Genomic DNA, 17,729 nt, shown 5'->3' with positions numbered 1-17,729 from the left:
CGCAAGGGAAGAATCGCCGCGAGGTGATCGCCCGTGCACGTACTGCTCCTGGAACTCCCCCGTCTGCTTCGAGGCATCCTCGAACACGCGATCAGCACGGACGCCGATTGCGAGTTGGTGCGGGAGCCGCAGGACACGCCGGACGTGGTCATCCTCGGCCTGACCGATGCGAATGACTCGACTCTGCTGCCCGCGTTGTTCGCGCGCTGGCCCGGCGCGCAGGTCATGACGCTCCAGGCGGCCGGCGACGATGCGGACCTCTACGAGCTGCGGCTCGACCGCCGCACGCTCGCGGGCGTGTCCCCGACCGAGATCCTGCAGGTGCTGCGCGAAGGCGGCGGGCCCAGGCCTGCCCCACCGGCCGAATAGAGGAAGCCCTCCATGCCTGCCATCGCCGCGACGGAACGGGATTAGCCATGCACACGCGGATACTTGACACCAGCCAGTCCCTTGCCGGTTTCCTGCGGCGCCGCTTTGCCGCCGACCCGGCGGATATCGGCGACTTCTTCGGCGGCGGCGGGGCCGCCGGTGACGTGTACCTGAGCACGCCGCAGGAGCTGACCGGCAAGTCCGGCCTGTCGCTGTGGCTCTATCGGGTGTCGCGCGACGACACCCGGCTGAACGATCCGCCCCGCCGGCGCTCGTTGCCCTCGGGGCAGATCGAGCTGGTGCCGCCGCCCTTGCCGCTGCGGCTGCACTACCTGATGACGCCGCTGGCCAAGGACCAGCCCGAACTGGAGCAGCGCATCCTGGGTTCGGTGCTGCAGGCCTTCTATTCGAAGCCGATCCTGAGCGACAGCGACCTGGTGGACGCCTTTGCCGGCACGCGCGCGCAGATCTTCGTGCGGCTGGAGGCGCTGTCGCTGGACGAGACCGCGCGCGTCTGGGAGGCACTGACCTCGTCGTTCCAGCTTTGCGTGTCGTACGAGGTGACGCTTGCCAACATCGAGCCGGACGTGTTGCCGCAGCGCGAGTCGCTCGTCGAATCGGTGCATCCCCGCGTTGCGCAACTGGTGGGGGAGGCGAACTGAATGGCCCGGCTGCGAGTCGATGTCGATGGCCAGCCGCGCACGGTCGCACTCGACGACCCGCGCGCGCCGCAAATCGAGACCTGGGCGCTGCTGCGAACCCGCGTGGTCGACGAGATCAGCGGCGAGCCGCCTCGGCGCCTGCGCATCGTCACCCGCACGCCGCGCGTTCAACCCCACGTCGGCGAAGACGGCGTGTGCGGACTGATCGGTCGCCCGTACGCGGCGGCCGGGGCCCTGCTCGGCAACGGCGCACTCACGGCGGAGGTGACTGCGCCGGGGTACTTGCCGCGCGTGCTCGACGCCGCGATCGATGCCGCGCGCCGCCGCCTCACCGTCGCAGTGGCACAGGGGGCCGATGTGCTGGACGTGGCGCCGCCTGACCCGGTGCCGCCGCGCCGCCAGTTCCGTCCGGGGCGCGGCGTCCTGGTCGAACGGGCTGCCAACGCAGACGACGCGGAGTTCCTTGCCGTGCGCGGCACGGTCGCGGCGCCGCCGGCGGCGCAAGTGGCGGTCACGCCGCCGCTGGCGGCGGCCCGCCCGCTGCGGGTGCCGCCTTGGCGCCTGACCGGCGTGCCGATCGAGCTTCCCGAGCAGCGCCTGCATCGCGCCGGTGTCATCGCAGTGCTCGGCCTGGCGTTGCGCCAGACGGCTGCCGGCGCGCTGCCGACACCGGTGGTGCCGGCGCAGTTCGAGCTCGGCGTGGCCGGCCTGTGGTGGACCGACGCCGAGGTGCGCGCTGCCAGCAATCCCCCGCATGCGCCAGACTTGCTGGCGCTGCAAGCGGCGCTCAGCTTCGATCACGCGGCTGGCACTCCGTTGCGGGCCTGCACGCTGGCCGCGGCCGGCCCGCAGCGCGGCCTGCGTGCCGCGGCGCCCGCCGGCGCGCGCGAGTTGCTGCTGCACCCCTGGACTGGGCTGACCGCTGGCGGCGGCGACGTGCTGCAGCTCGAGCTCGCCGGCGTGCAGCGCGAGCTCGTGACCACCGCCGCCTTCATTGCGCCGGCCGACGCACAACTGCCGGCGCCCGTGCCGATCACCACGCCGCTGGCCTTCGCCCATCCGCCGCTGGCGGCGGTGCAAGCGATGACCGAGACCGCCAGCGCCGCGCTGCCTCCGCTCGAGCGCGAGGCGCAACGCGGTGACCGTGTGCTGTTTGCCGCCGGCTCGCTGGCGGCCGCGCCCACCGCGCTGGCGCTGCGCATCGGCGCCGGCACCACGAGCGAGCTCGCCCTGGCGCGCTGCCTGCCCAGCCATGACGACGTCGCCGACACCTTCGCCCACGGGCTGCAGGCTGCCACCGACGGCCGGTTCGCGCTGCCGCCACTGGCACGCGTGGCGCGCCTGCGCGTGGTGGCCGCCCATCCGGGGCAGGCAGCGCTGCCCGCGATCGACCTTGCCCTGGACCCCGCGGCGGACAACGTGCTGCCGATCCTGTTCACGCCCTGAGGAGAACGTCAAATGCCCGAATATCTCGCGCCTGCGGTGTATGTCGAGGAAGTCGACACCGGTACCAAGCCCATCGAAGGCGTGAGCACGAGCACGGCCGGCGTGGTCGGCGTCGCCGAGCGCGGCCCGGTCAACGTGCCGATGCTGGTGACGAGTGCCGGCGAATACCGGCGGGTGTTCGGCGAGGGGCTCAGCCGCGACCTGTACGGCGAGCATCGCTTCCTGCCGAACGCCGTTGAAGGCTTCTTCACCAATGGCGGCAAGCGCGTCTTCGTCACGCGCGTGCTGGCCGCCGACAAGGCGGAGGCGGCCTCCGGCTTCATCTTCGACAGCAGCGCACCGGCGCCCGCTTCCACGGCGCTGCTGCGCCCGCTCACCAGCGCCGCACCGACGGCCGCTTACCTGGCCGACCTGGCGGGACTGGCGGTCACGACGCCGCGCACCTGGTTGCAGCTGGGCAGCGGCGGCGAGGTGGAGTTCGCCCGCCTGGATGCGCTGCCCGGCGCCGAAAACCACGTGGTGCTGGACCGCCCCCTCGCGCTGGCCCATGGCGGCGGACCGGCCACCGCCGTGGAGCGGCTGGGCGCCACCTTCGACTCGGCCACCACGCTGGCCGCCGGCGCCGCGGCCGGCACGGACAATATCAATGTCGTGGCCGTGGGTTCGATCGTCCCCACCTCGGTGATCGAGCTTTCCAGTGGAGCGGCGGCCGGATCCGAGCTGGCGGTGGTGAGCACCGTCGCCGGCACCAGGCTCACGCTGACCGCACGGCTGCAGTTTTCGCACCCCAACGCTGCGCCGGTGCGCCGGGTGAGCGGCGCGGCGGCCAACCCCACGACGCTGGAAAACGGCATGGACGCCGCGGCCGGCGAGTCGGTGATCCACCTGCCGGCGGCGGCACTGGCCAGCTACGGCACCGCCGACGACATCGTCGCGATCGGCGCCGGCGCCAGCCGCGAGGCCCGCCGTATCAGCGCTCTGGCGGGGGTGGCGCTGTCGGCGCCCCTGGTGCGCGACTTCGCGCAGGGCACGCCGGTCGAGGCCGTCACCGAGACCGCCGGTGCAGCCACCTCGCTGACAGCCAAGTCCTTGGCCGGCAGCACCGCGATGCGCGTGGCGGACCGCAGCGGCCTGGCGCCCGGCGCCTGGCTGCGCATCGGCATCCTGGCCGACGCGCTGATGGAGTACGTGCAGGTGGCGAGCGTGCCCAACCCGGGGCCGGCTGCGCCCGACCCCGGCCTGCTGGTGCTCGCCACGCCGCTGGCCAACGACCAGGACAGCGGCAAGCAGGCCACGCTGGTCACCGGCTTCGCGCGCGCCGCCGTCGGCATGCAGGGGCTTGCGCTGTCGGCCGGCCGCGGCGCCACGGGGCTGGCGCTCGCCGGCCCCGTCGCCGGCATGGCCGCCAACACGCTGCTGCGGCTGTCGCCGCGCGGCGGCAGCTCCGCGGTCGTGCGCATCACGGGTCCGGCCACCGCCCTGACGCCACGCCGCGTGACGATCGCACCCGCCGCGGCGCGGCCGCACGGGGCGGGCGCGGCGGTGGCGTCCACCGTGCCGCTGTTCGAAGTGCGGGCGCTCGACGCCGGCATGTGGGGCGACCGGCTGCGCATCGCCGTGCGCGAGCCGCTGCGCGCGGCGGTGGCGAGCTTCGTGCGCAGCCCCGCCGGTGTCGGCGCGCCCGATGCGACGCACCTTCGGCTGGAGTCCGCCAACGGGGTCGAGGTGGGGACCGTGCTGCAGCGCTGGGACCCGGTCGCGCAGACCTACACCGGCAACGCGTTCAAGGTGGTGGGCATCGACCGCAGCAACGGCTTCCTGCTCACGCTCGGCGCTGGCGTCGTGCTGTCGCCGGGCGACGAACTGCACTCGCGCGAGTTCGACCTGGAGGTCTACCTGCTGCGCCAGCCGGATCGCGCCAACCCCTCGCGCGACAGCGCGGTCATCGCCTCCGAGGTGTTCAGCGGCCTGACCCTCGATCCGCGCCACAGCCGCTACCTGCACACCGCGGTGGGCACCACCTGGGACCTGCACAACGCCACCGCAGTGGCCGACGACGAAGGCCGGCCGCTGCGCCTGAGCGACCGCCGCAGCGAAGGCGGCTCGGAGTTCGTGCGCGTGCGCGATGTCGCGCTGGACCTGGCGCCAGCGCAGCGCGATGCCGCGCGCGCCGCGCCGCGCGTGGGGCCGCGCTTCGACCTCGAAGCGCTGCCCGACGGCCGCACCCGCCCCACCCGCTTCGCCCTGCGCGGCGGCGACGACCAGCTGGGCGTGCTCGACGACGATCTGTACATCGGCCTCGACAACCCCGACCCCGAACTGCGCACGGGGCTGCAGGCGCTGCGCAACCTGGAGGACATCAGCATCGTCGCCGCGCCGGGGCGGGTCAGCCCGAAGATGCAGAACGCGCTCATCGTGCACTGCGAGCTGATGCGCTATCGCTTCGCGGTGCTGGACGGCAACCCACCGCCCCGGGACGCGATGGCCGACATCCAGGCGCAGCGCCAGCAGTTCGACACCAAGTACGCGGCGCTGTACCACCCCTGGCTGCTGATCCCCGACCCGTATCCGGCCGGCGCGGGCCCGGTGCCCGACTATCCGGTCCCGCCGTCGGGCCACATGCTGGGCGTGTATGCGCGCACCGACATCGAACGCGGCGTGCACAAGGCGCCCGCCAACGAGGTGGTGCGCGGCATCACCGGCTTGCAGCGGCTGCTGAACAAGGAGCAGCACGACATCCTCAATCCGTACCCGGTCAACATCAACGTGATCCGGGACTTCCGCAGCAACAACCGCGGCATCCGCGTCTACGGCGGCCGCTGCATCACCAGCGACAGCGACTGGAAGTACGTCAACGTGCGGCGGCTGATGATCTTCATCGAGGCCTCGATCGACCGCGGCCTGCAATGGGTGGTTTTCGAGCCGAACGCCGACCCGCTCTGGGCACGGGTGCGCCGCTCCATCAGCAACTTCCTCACGCTGCTCTGGCGCAACGGCGCGCTCGAGGGGACCAAGCCCGAGGAAGCCTTCTTCGTCAAGTGCGACCGCACCACCATGACCCAGACGGACATCGACCAGGGCCGCCTCATTTGCCTGGTCGGTGTGGCACCGGTCAAACCGGCTGAGTTCGTGATCGTGCGCATCGGCCTGTGGACCGCGCACGCCGACGACTGATCGAAAACCGAAGCCGAGCAACCGAGGACGCCACCATGGCCAATGACGATCGCATCGACCCCTACCGCGGCTACAACTTCGTGCTGGAGATCGACAAGGTGCCGCGCGGCGCCTTCTCCGAGGTGGGCGGGCTGAGCGCGGAGGGCGACGCCGTCGACTACCGCGAAGGCAGCGACCTGCAGTCCAACGTGCGCAAGCTCACCGGGCTGCGCAAGTACACCAACATCACGCTCAAACGCGGCTACACCGCCGACAAGGCCTTGTGGCAGTGGTACATGAACATCGTCAACGGGGTGCAGGACCGGCGCAACGTGACGGTGGTGCTGATGAACGAGGCGCACCAGCCGGTGATGCGATGGCACGCCGAGGCTGCATGGATCAACAAGATCGAAGGGCCGGCCCTGAAGGCCGCCGGCAACGACGTGGCCATGGAGTCGGTGGAGCTGGTGCACGAAGGCCTGACGATCGAGATGTAGGCGGCCCGCCTGCAGCGTCCTTCCATGCGCATCTTCGACACCCCTGGCGTCTACTCCGAGCGCGCCGACGCCGACGCCGGCGGCGTGCTGGCGTTGCGCAGCGACGTGGCCGGCTTCGTCGGGATGGCACGCCGCGGGCCGCTGCACCTGCCGGTGCCGCTCGCCTCGTTCCGCCAGTTCCAGGCCTGGTTCGGCGACCCCTTCGACGGCGGCTACCTGGCGTTGGCCGCGCGCGCCTTCTTCGACAACGGCGGCAGCCGGCTGTGGGCGGTGCGCGTTGCCTCGGAGGTGGCGGCCGTGGCCACGCGGCTGCTCGGCGCGGGCGGCACGCCGGCCTGGCGGATCGAGGCCTCCAGCCCCGGAGTGTGGGGCAATGACCTCGAAGTGCGGATCCACGAACAGCGGCGCAGCCAGTCCCGCGCGCGGCCACTGACGGGCGACCCGCTGCGCCTGCGCGTGGAGCGCCCCGCCGGCTACGCGGTGCACGCACTGGCCGAACTGCGCCAGGCGGGCCTGCCGGCGCAGCGCGCCTTCATCACGGCCGTCGACGCGGCCGCTGGCGTCCTGACGCTGGACCGCGGGCTCAGCTTCGATCCGGCCGCGCCGGCGACGCTGGAGACCATCGCCTACGCTTTCGACGTGCTGCAATCCGGCCGCCGCGTGCTGGTGGCCGAAGACCTGGAACTGGCGCCCGAACATCCGCGCTACGGCCCGGCCGTGCTGTGCCAGCCCTGGCAGGTCGTCGACCGCCGCGCTCCCGCGCAGGAATCCGATGCGCAGGTCACCGGCCGCTCCGACGCCGCGCTGCAGTTCATGCGCAGTGCGCAGTCGCGCCCGCCGGTGCCGCCGCCGCCCATCTTGCTGCGCGAGCTGCGCCCGGTCGGCGCCGGACTGGCAAGGCCCACCCTCCTGCTGGACGCGCAGCCCGAGCCGCTCGCGCTCCAAGGCGGCGCCGACGGCCTGGCCGCCCTTTCGGTGGAAGACTTCATCGGCCTGCCCGGCTCGCCACTGGATGGCGACGCCACCCGCATCGCCGCCCGCCGCGGACTGCGCGCGCTCGCCGCCATCGAGGAATGCGCGCTGCTCGCGGTGCCCGACATCCACATCCAGCCGCGGCCGCCGCTGCTGACGTCCCCGCCGCCGGCCTGCGTGCCCGATCCCTGCCTGCCGCAGCCGGTGCTGCCGCCGCCGCGGCGCGCCGCCGCGGTGGGCGACGATCCGCCGCGTTTTGACGAGGCCGCCATCGAGCGCGTGCAGGCGGCGCTGATCACGTTGGCCGAGCAAAGCGGCGACCGCATCGCGCTGCTGGACGCTCCCTATGCCGCCTGCACCGAGGCCACCGCCGTCGATGCCCGCCTGCGCGCCTGGCGTGGCCGCTTCGATTCCTCGTTCGCCGCGCTGTACGCGCCCTGGCTGAAGGTGCTCGACCCGCAGCGCCCGTCGGGGGCCACGCGCGCGGTGCCGCCCAGCGGCCATGTCGCCGGCCTGATTGCCGCGCTGGAGTTGAAGCGCGGCGTGCACGTGTCACCGGCCAACGAAGCGCTGGTCGGCGCGCAGGACGTCACGCTGGCGATCGACGAGGCCCGCCACGGCCTGCTGAACGCGCTGCACGTGAACGTGATCCGCGCGCTGCCCGGCCGCGGCCTGCGGCCCATGGGCGCGCGCACCTTGTCGTCGGACCCGTCCTGGCGCTTCCTCGGCACCCGGCGCGTGATGTGCGCGGTGCGGCGCGCGCTGGCCGCGGCGCTGCCATGGGCGGTGTTCGAGCCCAATGACTGGCGCACGCGGGCCAAGCTGGCCCTGGTCGCCGGCAGCTTCCTGCAGGGGCTGTGGGCGCGCGGTGTCCTGCCCGGCGCCGCCCCCAACGAGGCCTATTTCGTGCGCTGCGACGACGGCAACAACCCGTCCGCGGCGCGCGACCGCGGCGAGCTGCTGATGGAAATCGGCATCGCGCCGGCCACGCCGTTCGAGTTCGTCCTGCTGCGCATCGGCCGCGACGCCAATGGACTGGCGATCGTCGAGTCCGGGCTCGAATCCGTCTAGGAAGGAAGGACGCATGGCCCTCCTGCCCGACCTGCTGCGCGCCACCGGCAACTCAGAAGCCGCGGCCGCACTGCGCTCCGATCCGGTTCTCAACCACAACTTCATCGTGAGCCTGATCGACAGCTCCAGCCCGCTGTCCGCCGCCGGCAGCATCGCTCTGTCGGCGATCAACGACGTGCTGCTGGGCGGCTTTTCCGAGTGCTCCGGCCTGGAGATGCAGCTCACTACCGAGGACTACAAGGAAGGCGGCAACAACGGGCGCGTGTTGAAGTTCCCGAGCCGCATCCAGTGGTCGCCTGTCGTCCTGAAGAAGGGCCTGGGGACCTCCAGTGCGCTGTGGGACTGGCATTACGGCTTCGTGATCGGGCGCGGCAAGCGGCGCGATGGCCTGGTCGTGCTGATGAACGAGGTGCACGTGCCCAACTCGATCTGGTTCTTCAGCCGCGGGCTGCCGGTCAAGTGGAGCGGGCCGGCGCTGAACGCGGCGCAGAGCAGCGTCGCGATCGAGAGCCTGGAGATAGCCCACGAGGGCATCTTCCAGGTGCCTTTCGTGGGGGCCGCCAGCGGCATCGCCTCGGCGGCGATGGGCGCGGCCGGCGGCCTGGCCGGTGCGGCGGGCGGCGCGATCAGCGCCGCCGGCAACTTGTAGCGGGGACAGACCATGGCCGACGTGCGCATCCGTGAAGCCGCGGTTTCGATGCGGGTGGTGGACGGCGAATCGCTGCTGACGCCGGCTCTGCTCGAACGCATCGTCGATGCGGTGCAGGCGGCGCTGGCCGCGCAGCACGACGCCGCGCAAGCCAGGCGGCGCGATACCCGGCTGTCCGCGGGCGGAGCTTGCGGCTGCAGCGGCTCCGGCGACGCCGGCGAGGGAGGCCACTGATGCAGGTGCGCCCGGCCTATTTCCTGGTGCACCGGCGCGGCGGCACCGAGACCATCCCGGTCCAGTACAACCCGACCGAGTTCACCCTCGACAAGCAGGCGACGCTGGGCGAGATCACGCTGCCCGGGCTGGATGCGCCGCTGCAGCAGTACGTCCGCGGGCAGGCGGAGAAACTCGCGCTCGACCTCTTCTTCGACACCACCGACCAGGGCATGGGCGCCGGCGCGGTCAGCGTGACCACCCTGACCGACAAGATCTACCAGCTGATCAAGATCGAGCCCGAGCGCCACGCGCCACCGCCGCTGACCTTCATGTGGGCGGCGAGCTTCCCGGGCAGCTCGGTCGGCGGTGCGGCCGGGGCGGCCGGCGCGGTGGCGGGTGCCGGAGCCGATGCATTGGCGTCGGCCGCCGGCGCGGTGGCGGGTCCGGCCGGCGCGGCCGCCGCCGAGACTGCCCTGGGCGCGATCGGTGCGGCCATGGGCGGCCAGCGGCGCAACGGATTTCCATGCCTGCTGGAAAGCATCAAGCAGAAGTTCACGCTTTTTTCCCCCGACGGCGTGCCACTGCGCGCCACCCTCACCGTGCTGCTGCGCGAATACCGCAAGCTCAGCGACCAGCTGCCGGAGCTCAATCGCAGCTCACCGGACCGCAGCCATGTGCACGTGCTGCGCCAGGGCGACCAGCTCGCCACGGTGGCCCATCGCTACTACGACCAGGTGGCCGAGTGGCGCCACGTGGCCGAGGCCAACGGCATCGACGACCCGCGCCGGCTGATGCCGGGCGCGGTGTTGCGCGTGCCCAAGATCGCGTAGCCGCCATGCCCGCCCAGACGCTGCCCCAGGCCGCCGCGCGCTTCGAGGACTTCTACGTCCCGCGCTTCGAGATCCTGGTCTCCGGGCGCAGCCTGGCGCCCACGGTATTGCGCGACGTGACCCAGGTCACCTACAACGACTCGATCGACGAGATCGACAACTTCGACCTCACCGTCGGCAACTGGGACGACGACGCCTTCGCCTTCAAGTACACGGGCTCCGAGCGCAGCGTGGCCGGCGACACCGATGTGCAGAAGCTGTTCCTGCCCGGCGGCGCCGACTTCGAGCTGAAGGTGGGCTACGGCAGCAGCCTGCAGACGCTGTGCAAGGGCAGCAGCACCAGCCTGGAGCCGAACTTTCCCGCCGGCGGCGCGGCCACCCTGAACGTGCGGCTGCTCAACGTGCTGCACCGGCTGCGGGCCAAGAAGCACCGCGACCATTGGCCGAATGACCGGGTGGCCGAGGGCCAGGCCAAGATCAGCCGCATCGCGCAGGACATCGGTGACCGGCGCATCGATGGCTGCCGCTTCCCGCTGCCGATCCGCATCGACAGCGCCGCCATGGGGCGCGAACCGGCGCTCACCTATCTGGCGCAGGACAACCAGTACGACATCGATTTCCTGTTGCAGCAGGCCCGCCGGCATGGTTACGTGGTCTATGTGGACCAGGAACGCAGGGGTTCGAGCGTGCAGGAGGTGCTGCGCTTCGGCCCGCCCGCGGGCCGCACGCCGGGCGTGGCGGAGGCGCTGTACGAACTGCGCTGGGGCGAGGGGCTGATCGACTTCACTCCCAAGCTGTCGATGGCCAACCAGGTGGCCTCGGCGCAGATCAGAAGCCGCAACCGCGAGACCAACGAACGGATCGATCCGAGCGTGCGCTGGGACGACGCACTGGTCACCGTCAACCGGGACCTGGCGCAGGTGATGTTCAGCGGGCCTCCCGGCGTGGCGCCCGATCGCTGCCGCGAGCGCGAGGAGATCGTCGTGACCGAGCCGCAGTTCGACGCACAGCAGGCGCGCCGCCGCGCCGCCGACCTGCTGTCCGAGCGGCTGCGCCAGATGGTCGAGGCGACCGGCAACACCGTCGGCCTGCCCGACCTGCGCGCCGGCCAGCGGATCCAGGTCGAAGGCTTCGGCGAGCGCTTCTCGGGCCTCTATTTCGTCACCAAGACCACGCACACGATCAACGACCAGGGCTACCGCACGAAATTCATCGCACGCCGCGAGGCGCGCAGGGGAGGTTCCGCATGAGCGTCACGCACGGAATGGTCACCGCCTTCGTCAAGAAGGTCGATGCCGCCCAGGGCCGCGTGAAGGTGGAGTACCGCGACATCGAGCAGGGGCTGCTGTCGCCCTGGGCCTACATCGCCTCCCCGATGTCGGGCAAGAGCCGCGGCGCGCTGTTCATGCCGGAAGAGGGGGACGAGGTGCTGGTCTGCTACGGCGACGGCCACTTTTCGCGGCCGTACGTGGTGGGCTTCCTGTGGAACGGCGAGCACACCTCGCCGGAGACGCACGCGCATAACCGCGTGATCATCACTCCGGGCGGCCATCAGCTGCGCTTCGAGGACAAGGAGGGCGACCGGCGGGTGGTGCTGAAGACCGACGGCGGCCACAAGCTGACGATGGACGACAAGGCGGGCCAGAAGAAGGTGGAACTGGCGGCCGCCAGCGGCCAGCGCAAGCTGCTGATGGACGAGGAGACGGCCAGCGCCAAGGTGCAGGTCAAGTCTTCGATGAACGAGATCGTGCTCGACGATGCGCCGGGCGCCGCCAAGATCGAGATCAAGGCCGGGGCAGTCACGATCGTGCTGAACCAGATGCCGCAGCCGTCGATCAGCGTGTCGGCGGCCGGCACCACCATCGACATCTCCGCCACCGGCGTCAGCCTGTCCACCACGGCGCCGGTCACCGTCAGCACCGCCAGCAGTGCCACCCTGACGAGCGGCGGCGCGGTCAGCGTCACCGCAGGCGGCGCGGCGAGCGTCACCGCGGGCGGCGCGGTGAGCGTCACCGCGGGCGCGGCCGCCAGCCTCACCTGCACCACGGCCAACGTGACCGCGGGCGTATTCAACCTCTCGGCCGGCGTCTTCAACTGCAATGCGCCGGTCGCCATCTTCGCCGGCGTGGTGAAGGCCACCGCGATCGTCAGCCCGATCTACACGCCGGGCCTGGGCAACATGATCTGAGGCGCCCATGCTCACCCTGCCTCCGCTGCAACTCGAGCCCCCCGCCGGTCCCTGGCCGCTGGAGCAGCCGGTCGAACTGCGGCTGCCCGCGTTCACGCTCGATGGGGCGGTCGTCACGCAGGACATGGTGCGCAGCATCGGCGCGTTCGCCTATCGGCAGGCGGGCGGCGGCGAGGAACTGTGGAACGAGCAGCAGGTCCGCTGGCAGCCGGCGCCGGCCGCGGCCGATGCGCTGGACGCCTTGCTGCCGGTGCCGCTGTCGTTCAAGGCCGATGCGGATCCTCCCTGGCAGGGCACCTGGGTCGCCATCGGCCTGAAGGACCAGGCCGGCGCGTTGCGCTTCATCAAGGCCAGCGACGGCATGCCGCGCTACCGGCTGCGGCCGTTCGCGCTGCTGGAGCGCGAGGGTCGCCGCGAGCGCGCGCTGGGCGAACCCACCGGCTGGGTCAGCTTCAGCTCGCTGGCCGACAGCCAGCGCTTTGCGGTGGCGATGGCCCCGGATTCCGCCCAGGAGGCCGAAAGCGCGCGCTTCGTGCTGAAGAACGCCGCGCTGGCCCCCGCCGGCTGGCTGGAGGTGCGCGCCAGCGGCGGCCGGCAGGAGGTGGAGATCGTCAAGTGCGATGCCAACGGGGCGCCGGTGTCGTCGGTGCTGCTGGCCGACGACGGCAGCATCCGGCTGCGCCCCGGCGGCAGCGCCCCCATCGTCCTCGACGGCGACCTCGAAGCGCAGCGCGTCAGCTACCTCGCGGGCAACGGCAGCCGCGTGACCCTGAACTGACCCGCCATCCCGAGCACGCCCCAACGCCACGAGTGCACCATGAGCAACACCGCCGACACCTACGACCCGCGCGCCTTCCTCGGCGCCGGCTGGCGCTTCCCGCTCCAGGTCACGCCCGACGGGCGCATCGCGAGCTCGCGGCACGAGCGCAAGATCGAGGAATCGATCCTGCTCATCCTGTCCACCGCGCCGGGTGAGCGCGTGATGATGCCGGACTACGGCTGCGGTCTCCATGAGTTGGTGTTCGAGCCGAACGATGCGCGCACGCTGGCGCTGGTCGCGCACCACGTCCGCCAGGCGCTGAACCGCCACGAGCCGCGCATCGACCTGCTCGACGTGCATGCCGACAGCAGCGCCGAAGCACCGAACCTGCTGCTGGTGCGCATCAACTACCGGGTGCGCGCCACCAACGCGGTGGGCAACCTGGTCTATCCCTTCCACATCAGCGAGGGGCGCTGACATGCCGCTGCGCGATGCGCTCCCCCGACTCGACGACCGGCGCTACGCCGATATCGTCGAGGAGATCCGCACCCGGGTCGCCCGCTACACGCCTGAATGGAACCCGGCCTGGAACGACCTGAACGACAGCGATCCGGGCGTGACGCTGACGCAGGTGTTCGCGTGGCTCTCGGAAATGATGCTGTACCGGATGCAGCGGGTGCCCGAGCTGCACTACGTGAAGTTCCTGGAACTGCTGGGAGTGGAACTGGAGGCCGCGCAATCCGCGCTGGCGCAGGTGAGCTTCGCGCTGGCGGCCGGGACCGCCGCCAGTGGCATCGTGCCGCCGCGCACGCAGGTCAGCGCCACCGGCGCCGACGGCAAGCCGGTGGTGTTCGAAACGGTGCGCGCGCTGACCGTCGCGGCCTGCGAGCTGCGCAGCGTGCAGGCCTACGACGGCGCGCAGTACCGCGATGCCACCGCTGAAAACAGCGCCGCCAGCGCAGGCTTCACTCCGTTTGGCGACGACCCGCGCGACGACGCCGCGCTGACGCTCGGCTGGGCGATGCCAGCGGCGTGGCCGACGCCGGAACAGTTCCCGGCGCTCACCCTCGACCTCACGTTCTGGACGGCGCCCCAGCCCGGGCAGGCGCGCAGCACCCCCTGCGGCCCGGCCAGTCGCGCCTTCGCCCCGGCGCAGCTCGTGTGGGAGGGCTTCGACGGCGCGCGCTGGGTGGCGCTCGACGTGCGCAGCGACGACACGCTCGCCTTCACCCGCAGCGGTCGCACGGTGTTGCGGCTCGACCCGCAACTGAAGCTGGCGCGCGCTTTTGTAGGCGCCTGGGAGGCGGGCACCGACCCGGCCACGGGTGCGGCGCGGCCGCCCCTGTTCTGGCTGCGGGCCCGACTGGCACGCACGCAGTACACGCGCGCGCCGCGGCTGCTGGCGCTGCGCACCAACACCGTCGACGCCGAGCAGGCCGAGACCATGGTCGACGAGGTGCTGGGCGGCGCCACCGGGCGGCGCAACCAGCGCTGGCAGTTTGCCAACACGCCGGTCCTGCGCGAAGGGCTGGTGGTGGAGATCGATGACGGCACCGGCTTCCGCCGCTGGCAGGTGGAAGACGACCTGCTCGGCGCCGGCCGCGAGGACGAGGCGCTGGCGCTCAACCCCGCCAGCGGTGAACTCACGGCGGGCGACGGCGAGAACGGCGCCATCCCGGTGGCGAATGCCGCCAATCCGGATGCCAACGTCGTGGCGCGCAGCTATCGCTACGGCGGCGGCACGCGCGGCAACGTGGCCGCGGGCGCGATCAAGACGCTGCTGACGCCGGTGGCCGGAATCGACGGCGGCAAGACGGCCAACCTGTTCGCCGCCAGCGGTGGCCGCGACGAAGAGCGGCTGGACCAGGCGCGCAAGCGCGCCCGCGGCGCGCTGCGCGCGCGCACGCGCGCCGTCACGGGCGGGGACTTCGAGCACTTCGCGGCGGCGGTGGGCGAAGTGGCGCGCGCCAAGGCGCTGCCGCTCGCGCACCCGGCCTATCCGGGCGTGCAGGTGCCGGGCGCGGTCACGCTCATCGTGGTGCCCGATGCACCGGGTGCCGCGCCCGAGCCCAGCGAAGCGCTGCTGCGCAACGTCTGCGCCAGCCTGGACCGTGTGCGGCTGCTGACCACCGAGCTCGCGGTCACCGGGCCGCGCTACGTGCGCGTCGCGGTGGCGATGGACGTGGTGGCCGACGACGGCGCCGACCCGTCGGCGCTGCGCGATGCGGTGGCGGCGGCGGTCAGCCGCTGGCTGCATCCGATCACCGGCGGCGATGCCGGCGACGGCTGGCCCTTCGGCGGCGCCATCCGCTACTCCAAGCTGGTGCAGCGCGTGTTCACCGTGGCCGGCGTGGACAGCGTGCCGCGCCTGGTGCTCAACGTCGAAGGCGAAGAGCGGCCCGAATGCCGCGACGTGGACATTGCCACCTTCTCGCCCCATGCGCTCATCGAATTGACCGCCATCGACATCACCCCCTTCACTCGCGAGGAAGCCGGCGAGGCCAGCGCGGCCGACGCCGGAGCCGGCGCATGAACGCACCATTGCGCCTGATGCCGCTGCCGGCGCCGCCGCACGATCCCACGTCGTGGCTGCTGGCCGGCTGGATCGGCCCCGCGCCGGCGCGCGGCTGGCAAGCCGCGCAACTGGATGCGGTGCGCATCGATGAAGCCTCGCGCCAGCTCGTGCTGGCCCCGGCGCCCGAGGCTGCGCGCCGGCTGACGGAGCTGTCCGGCAGCTTCGGCGGCCGCGTGCCGCCGCGCAACGTGGCGCTGACCGCCGACGGGCAAGTGCTGCTGCTCGACCCCGCCACCGGCGCCGTGCTGCGCTTCGATCCCTGCCGCTGCGCGTTCGCGCGGCTGCCTTGCTTCACGCACACGGTGACCCCGCCGGAGTCCGGGAGCTGCCTCGACCCGGCCGCGGCGGTGCAGGGCGCCGACGCTGGCCTGCGGCGCGTGCCGCCCACGCAGCTGGCCGAACCGCACGCGCTGGCCTTGTGCGGGGACGAACTGCTGATCGCCGACAGCGGCCATGGCCGTGTACTGCGCTTCGCGCTGCACGGCCCGATACCGCGCGGCACCCTGCAGCTACCGGCGGCCGCGCGCCACGGGCGTGCGGCGTGGCGGCCGGTGGCGTTGGCCTGCGACGGCCACGGTCGGCTGGCGGTGGCCGATGCCGCCGGTGCCTGCATCGATCTCTTCGATGCCGGCCGGCGCTGGCTGCGAACGCTGCGCCTGGACGCGCCGGCCTGGGCGCTCGCCTTCGACAGCTGCGGCGCGCTGCTGGCCGTGACGGCGCTGGCGCAGGACCTGCTCCTCGATGCCGCCGGCGCCTGGCAATGGCGGCCGCTGCCGGTCGCACCCGGGCAGCCCGCCATCGAACCGCAGCCGCAGGCGCTGCGTTGGACCGAGCCGTTCTCGGCGCAGGCCGCAGCCGAAGCATTGGCCGAGGACGCATCCGGCCGCTGGCCGCCAGCGCGGGCGCAGGTCGACCTCGGCGGCGGGCTGGCGCTGCACTGCGCGGGCACCGAGTCGAGCCCCGCGAGCGTGCAGCACTTCGACCCGCGCGGCCGCCGCCTGCCGCCGCCGGCGCGCGTGGCCGCGAGCTACCGCCGGCGCGGCCACTACCGCAGCAGCGGGCTCGACGCCGCGATCGACGGCTGCACCTGGCACCGGGTCGAGCTGCGCGGGCACCTGCCGGCCGGCGCGCGCATCGCGGTGCGCAGCTACACCGCGCAGGTGGAGCTGCGCGACGACGAGCTGCCGCCGCCCGGTCCCGAGTGGAGCGCGCCGGTCGAGGCCGCCACCTTCGCCGACGGCCGCTGGGACGCGCTCATCACCAGTCCGCCCGGGCGCTGGCTGTGGCTGGCGCTGGAGTTCACGTCGGACGGCCGCGCGACGCCGCAGCTCGAATCGGCAGTGGTCGAATACCCCCGCATTCCGCTGCGCCGCTACCTGCCGGCCGTGTTCGGCGCGGACCCCGCCGCGGCTGACTTCACCGACCGCTTCACCGCGCTGTACGACACCACGCTGCGCTCGATCGAACACCAGCTCGATCGCCTGCCGGCGTTGTTCGATCCGCGCTCGGCGCCCGCGCCCGTCGACGAGCGCGACGCCACGCCCGATTTCCTCGGCTGGCTGGCCGACTGGATCGGGGTCACGCTGGCGCGCGACTGGCCGCTGCCGCTGCGGCGCCGGCTGCTGGCGCAGGCGGCGGCGCTGTATCCGCTGCGCGGAACGCCCGAAGGGCTGCGACGCCAGTTGCTGCTGCTGCTCGGTTTCGACGGCGCACTCGCCGCCTGCCCCGACGTCCGCGGCCGCCGCAGGTGCGCGCCGCCGCCGCTGAACTGCGCGCTGCCGCCGCCCTGCACGCCGGCGGCGCCGCCCGCGCTGCTGCTGGAGCACTTCAAGTTGCGGCGCTGGCTGGTCGCCGGCCGCGGCCGCCTGGGCGACGACAGCGTGCTCTGGGGCCGCCGCATCGTCGATCGCGCGCAGCTGTCGGGCGCCGATCTTCCGCCCAGCGGCAATGCGCGGGTCGGCGCATCGCGGCTGATCGCCACACCCGACCCGCAGCGCGATCCGCTGCTGGTCGCTGCGCACCGCATCAGCGTGTTCGTGCCCGCGCGGGTGCGCGAGGCGGCGGTCGAGAAGCGCGCGCTGCAGTCGCTGCTGGCGCGCGAGGTTCCGGCGCAGGTCGAGGTCGACCTGCGCTGGGTCGAGCCCCGCATGCGCGTGGGCATCCAGGCCATGGTGGGCCTGGACAGCGTGGTCGCGCGCACGCCCGCCGGCGTGCGGCTGGACGAGGCGCGGCTGCGCCATGGCACGGTGCTGACCGGTGCCGGCGGCCGCCGCGGCCCACTGCCCACCGTGGGGCGGGTCACCGTGGGCAGCACCAGGCTGCCGGCCTGACCGGCACCGAA

15 protein-coding genes are annotated in these 17,729 nt (G+C 72.6%); all 15 read left to right on the top strand.

The window, feature by feature from the left end; all coding sequences use genetic code 11:
- Positions 1–33: 33 nt before the first annotated feature.
- From WG902_RS09765 to WG902_RS09695, 15 genes are read left to right on the top strand one after another with little or no spacing between them, the layout of a single operon-like run.
- Complete coding sequence (locus WG902_RS09765; RefSeq protein ID WP_340059838.1) at positions 34–369, top strand: hypothetical protein; 336 nt, start codon at positions 34–36, stop codon at positions 367–369.
- Positions 370–416: 47 nt separating this feature from the next.
- On the top strand, positions 417–1,031 hold the full coding sequence (locus WG902_RS09760) for a DUF4255 domain-containing protein (RefSeq protein WP_340059837.1): 615 nt from the start codon (positions 417–419) through the stop codon (positions 1,029–1,031).
- Positions 1,032–2,477, top strand: a complete 1,446-nt coding sequence (locus WG902_RS09755; protein WP_340059836.1) for a hypothetical protein — start codon at positions 1,032–1,034, stop codon at positions 2,475–2,477.
- A 12-nt stretch (positions 2,478–2,489) separates the two neighbouring features.
- On the top strand, positions 2,490–5,651 hold the full coding sequence (locus WG902_RS09750) for a phage tail sheath C-terminal domain-containing protein (RefSeq protein ID WP_340059835.1): 3,162 nt from the start codon (positions 2,490–2,492) through the stop codon (positions 5,649–5,651).
- A gap of 35 nt (positions 5,652–5,686) precedes the next feature.
- The gene (locus tag WG902_RS09745) at positions 5,687–6,127 is read left to right on the top strand and encodes a phage tail protein (RefSeq protein WP_340059834.1); all 441 of its coding nucleotides are present in this window, start codon (positions 5,687–5,689) and stop codon (positions 6,125–6,127) included.
- 24 nt (positions 6,128–6,151) lie between these two features.
- Positions 6,152–8,170, top strand: coding sequence for a phage tail sheath family protein (locus WG902_RS09740; protein ID WP_340059833.1), 2,019 nt, complete (start codon positions 6,152–6,154; stop codon positions 8,168–8,170).
- A gap of 13 nt (positions 8,171–8,183) precedes the next feature.
- Positions 8,184–8,819: a phage tail protein gene (locus tag WG902_RS09735; RefSeq protein WP_340059832.1), complete on the top strand. Its 636-nt coding sequence runs from the start codon at positions 8,184–8,186 to the stop codon at positions 8,817–8,819.
- Between the two features lie 12 nt (positions 8,820–8,831).
- On the top strand, positions 8,832–9,053 hold the full coding sequence (locus tag WG902_RS09730; protein ID WP_340059831.1) for a hypothetical protein: 222 nt from the start codon (positions 8,832–8,834) through the stop codon (positions 9,051–9,053).
- Entirely contained in the window at positions 9,053–9,865 is an 813-nt protein-coding gene (locus WG902_RS09725; RefSeq protein WP_340059830.1) for a CIS tube protein, read from the top strand. The genes WG902_RS09730 and WG902_RS09725 overlap by 1 nt, the downstream gene beginning before the upstream one ends.
- Before the next feature lie 5 nt (positions 9,866–9,870).
- Positions 9,871–11,115, top strand: a complete 1,245-nt coding sequence (locus WG902_RS09720; protein ID WP_340059829.1) for a phage late control D family protein — start codon at positions 9,871–9,873, stop codon at positions 11,113–11,115.
- Positions 11,112–12,053: a phage baseplate assembly protein V gene (locus WG902_RS09715; RefSeq protein WP_340059827.1), complete on the top strand. Its 942-nt coding sequence runs from the start codon at positions 11,112–11,114 to the stop codon at positions 12,051–12,053. Before WG902_RS09720 ends, WG902_RS09715 begins: the two co-directional genes overlap by 4 nt.
- A 7-nt stretch (positions 12,054–12,060) precedes the next feature.
- Positions 12,061–12,831: a hypothetical protein gene (locus WG902_RS09710; RefSeq protein ID WP_340059826.1), complete on the top strand. Its 771-nt coding sequence runs from the start codon at positions 12,061–12,063 to the stop codon at positions 12,829–12,831.
- Positions 12,832–12,870: 39 nt separating this feature from the next.
- Positions 12,871–13,290, top strand: a complete 420-nt coding sequence (locus tag WG902_RS09705) for a GPW/gp25 family protein (protein ID WP_340059825.1) — start codon at positions 12,871–12,873, stop codon at positions 13,288–13,290.
- A gap of 1 nt (position 13,291) precedes the next feature.
- Positions 13,292–15,346, top strand: a complete 2,055-nt coding sequence (locus WG902_RS09700) for a putative baseplate assembly protein (protein ID WP_340059824.1) — start codon at positions 13,292–13,294, stop codon at positions 15,344–15,346.
- On the top strand, positions 15,343–17,718 hold the full coding sequence (locus WG902_RS09695; RefSeq protein ID WP_340059823.1) for a phage tail protein: 2,376 nt from the start codon (positions 15,343–15,345) through the stop codon (positions 17,716–17,718). Before WG902_RS09700 ends, WG902_RS09695 begins: the two co-directional genes overlap by 4 nt.
- Positions 17,719–17,729: the final 11 nt, after the last annotated feature.

This window comes from Ramlibacter sp. PS3R-8, assembly GCF_037572435.1.
Lineage (GTDB): Bacteria > Pseudomonadota > Gammaproteobacteria > Burkholderiales > Burkholderiaceae_C > Ramlibacter.
This window is presented reverse-complemented; position numbering and strand designations above follow the sequence as displayed.

Coding starts and splice junctions, on each gene's coding strand:
- WG902_RS09760 (WP_340059837.1), top strand. CDS start 417: ATGCACACGCGGATACTTGACACCAGCCAGTCCCTTGCCGGTTTCCTG.
- WG902_RS09755 (WP_340059836.1), top strand. CDS start 1,032: ATGGCCCGGCTGCGAGTCGATGTCGATGGCCAGCCGCGCACGGTCGCA.
- WG902_RS09750 (WP_340059835.1), top strand. CDS start 2,490: ATGCCCGAATATCTCGCGCCTGCGGTGTATGTCGAGGAAGTCGACACC.
- WG902_RS09745 (WP_340059834.1), top strand. CDS start 5,687: ATGGCCAATGACGATCGCATCGACCCCTACCGCGGCTACAACTTCGTG.
- WG902_RS09740 (WP_340059833.1), top strand. CDS start 6,152: ATGCGCATCTTCGACACCCCTGGCGTCTACTCCGAGCGCGCCGACGCC.
- WG902_RS09735 (WP_340059832.1), top strand. CDS start 8,184: ATGGCCCTCCTGCCCGACCTGCTGCGCGCCACCGGCAACTCAGAAGCC.
- WG902_RS09730 (WP_340059831.1), top strand. CDS start 8,832: ATGGCCGACGTGCGCATCCGTGAAGCCGCGGTTTCGATGCGGGTGGTG.
- WG902_RS09725 (WP_340059830.1), top strand. CDS start 9,053: ATGCAGGTGCGCCCGGCCTATTTCCTGGTGCACCGGCGCGGCGGCACC.
- WG902_RS09720 (WP_340059829.1), top strand. CDS start 9,871: ATGCCCGCCCAGACGCTGCCCCAGGCCGCCGCGCGCTTCGAGGACTTC.
- WG902_RS09715 (WP_340059827.1), top strand. CDS start 11,112: ATGAGCGTCACGCACGGAATGGTCACCGCCTTCGTCAAGAAGGTCGAT.
- WG902_RS09710 (WP_340059826.1), top strand. CDS start 12,061: ATGCTCACCCTGCCTCCGCTGCAACTCGAGCCCCCCGCCGGTCCCTGG.
- WG902_RS09705 (WP_340059825.1), top strand. CDS start 12,871: ATGAGCAACACCGCCGACACCTACGACCCGCGCGCCTTCCTCGGCGCC.
- WG902_RS09700 (WP_340059824.1), top strand. CDS start 13,292: ATGCCGCTGCGCGATGCGCTCCCCCGACTCGACGACCGGCGCTACGCC.
- WG902_RS09695 (WP_340059823.1), top strand. CDS start 15,343: ATGAACGCACCATTGCGCCTGATGCCGCTGCCGGCGCCGCCGCACGAT.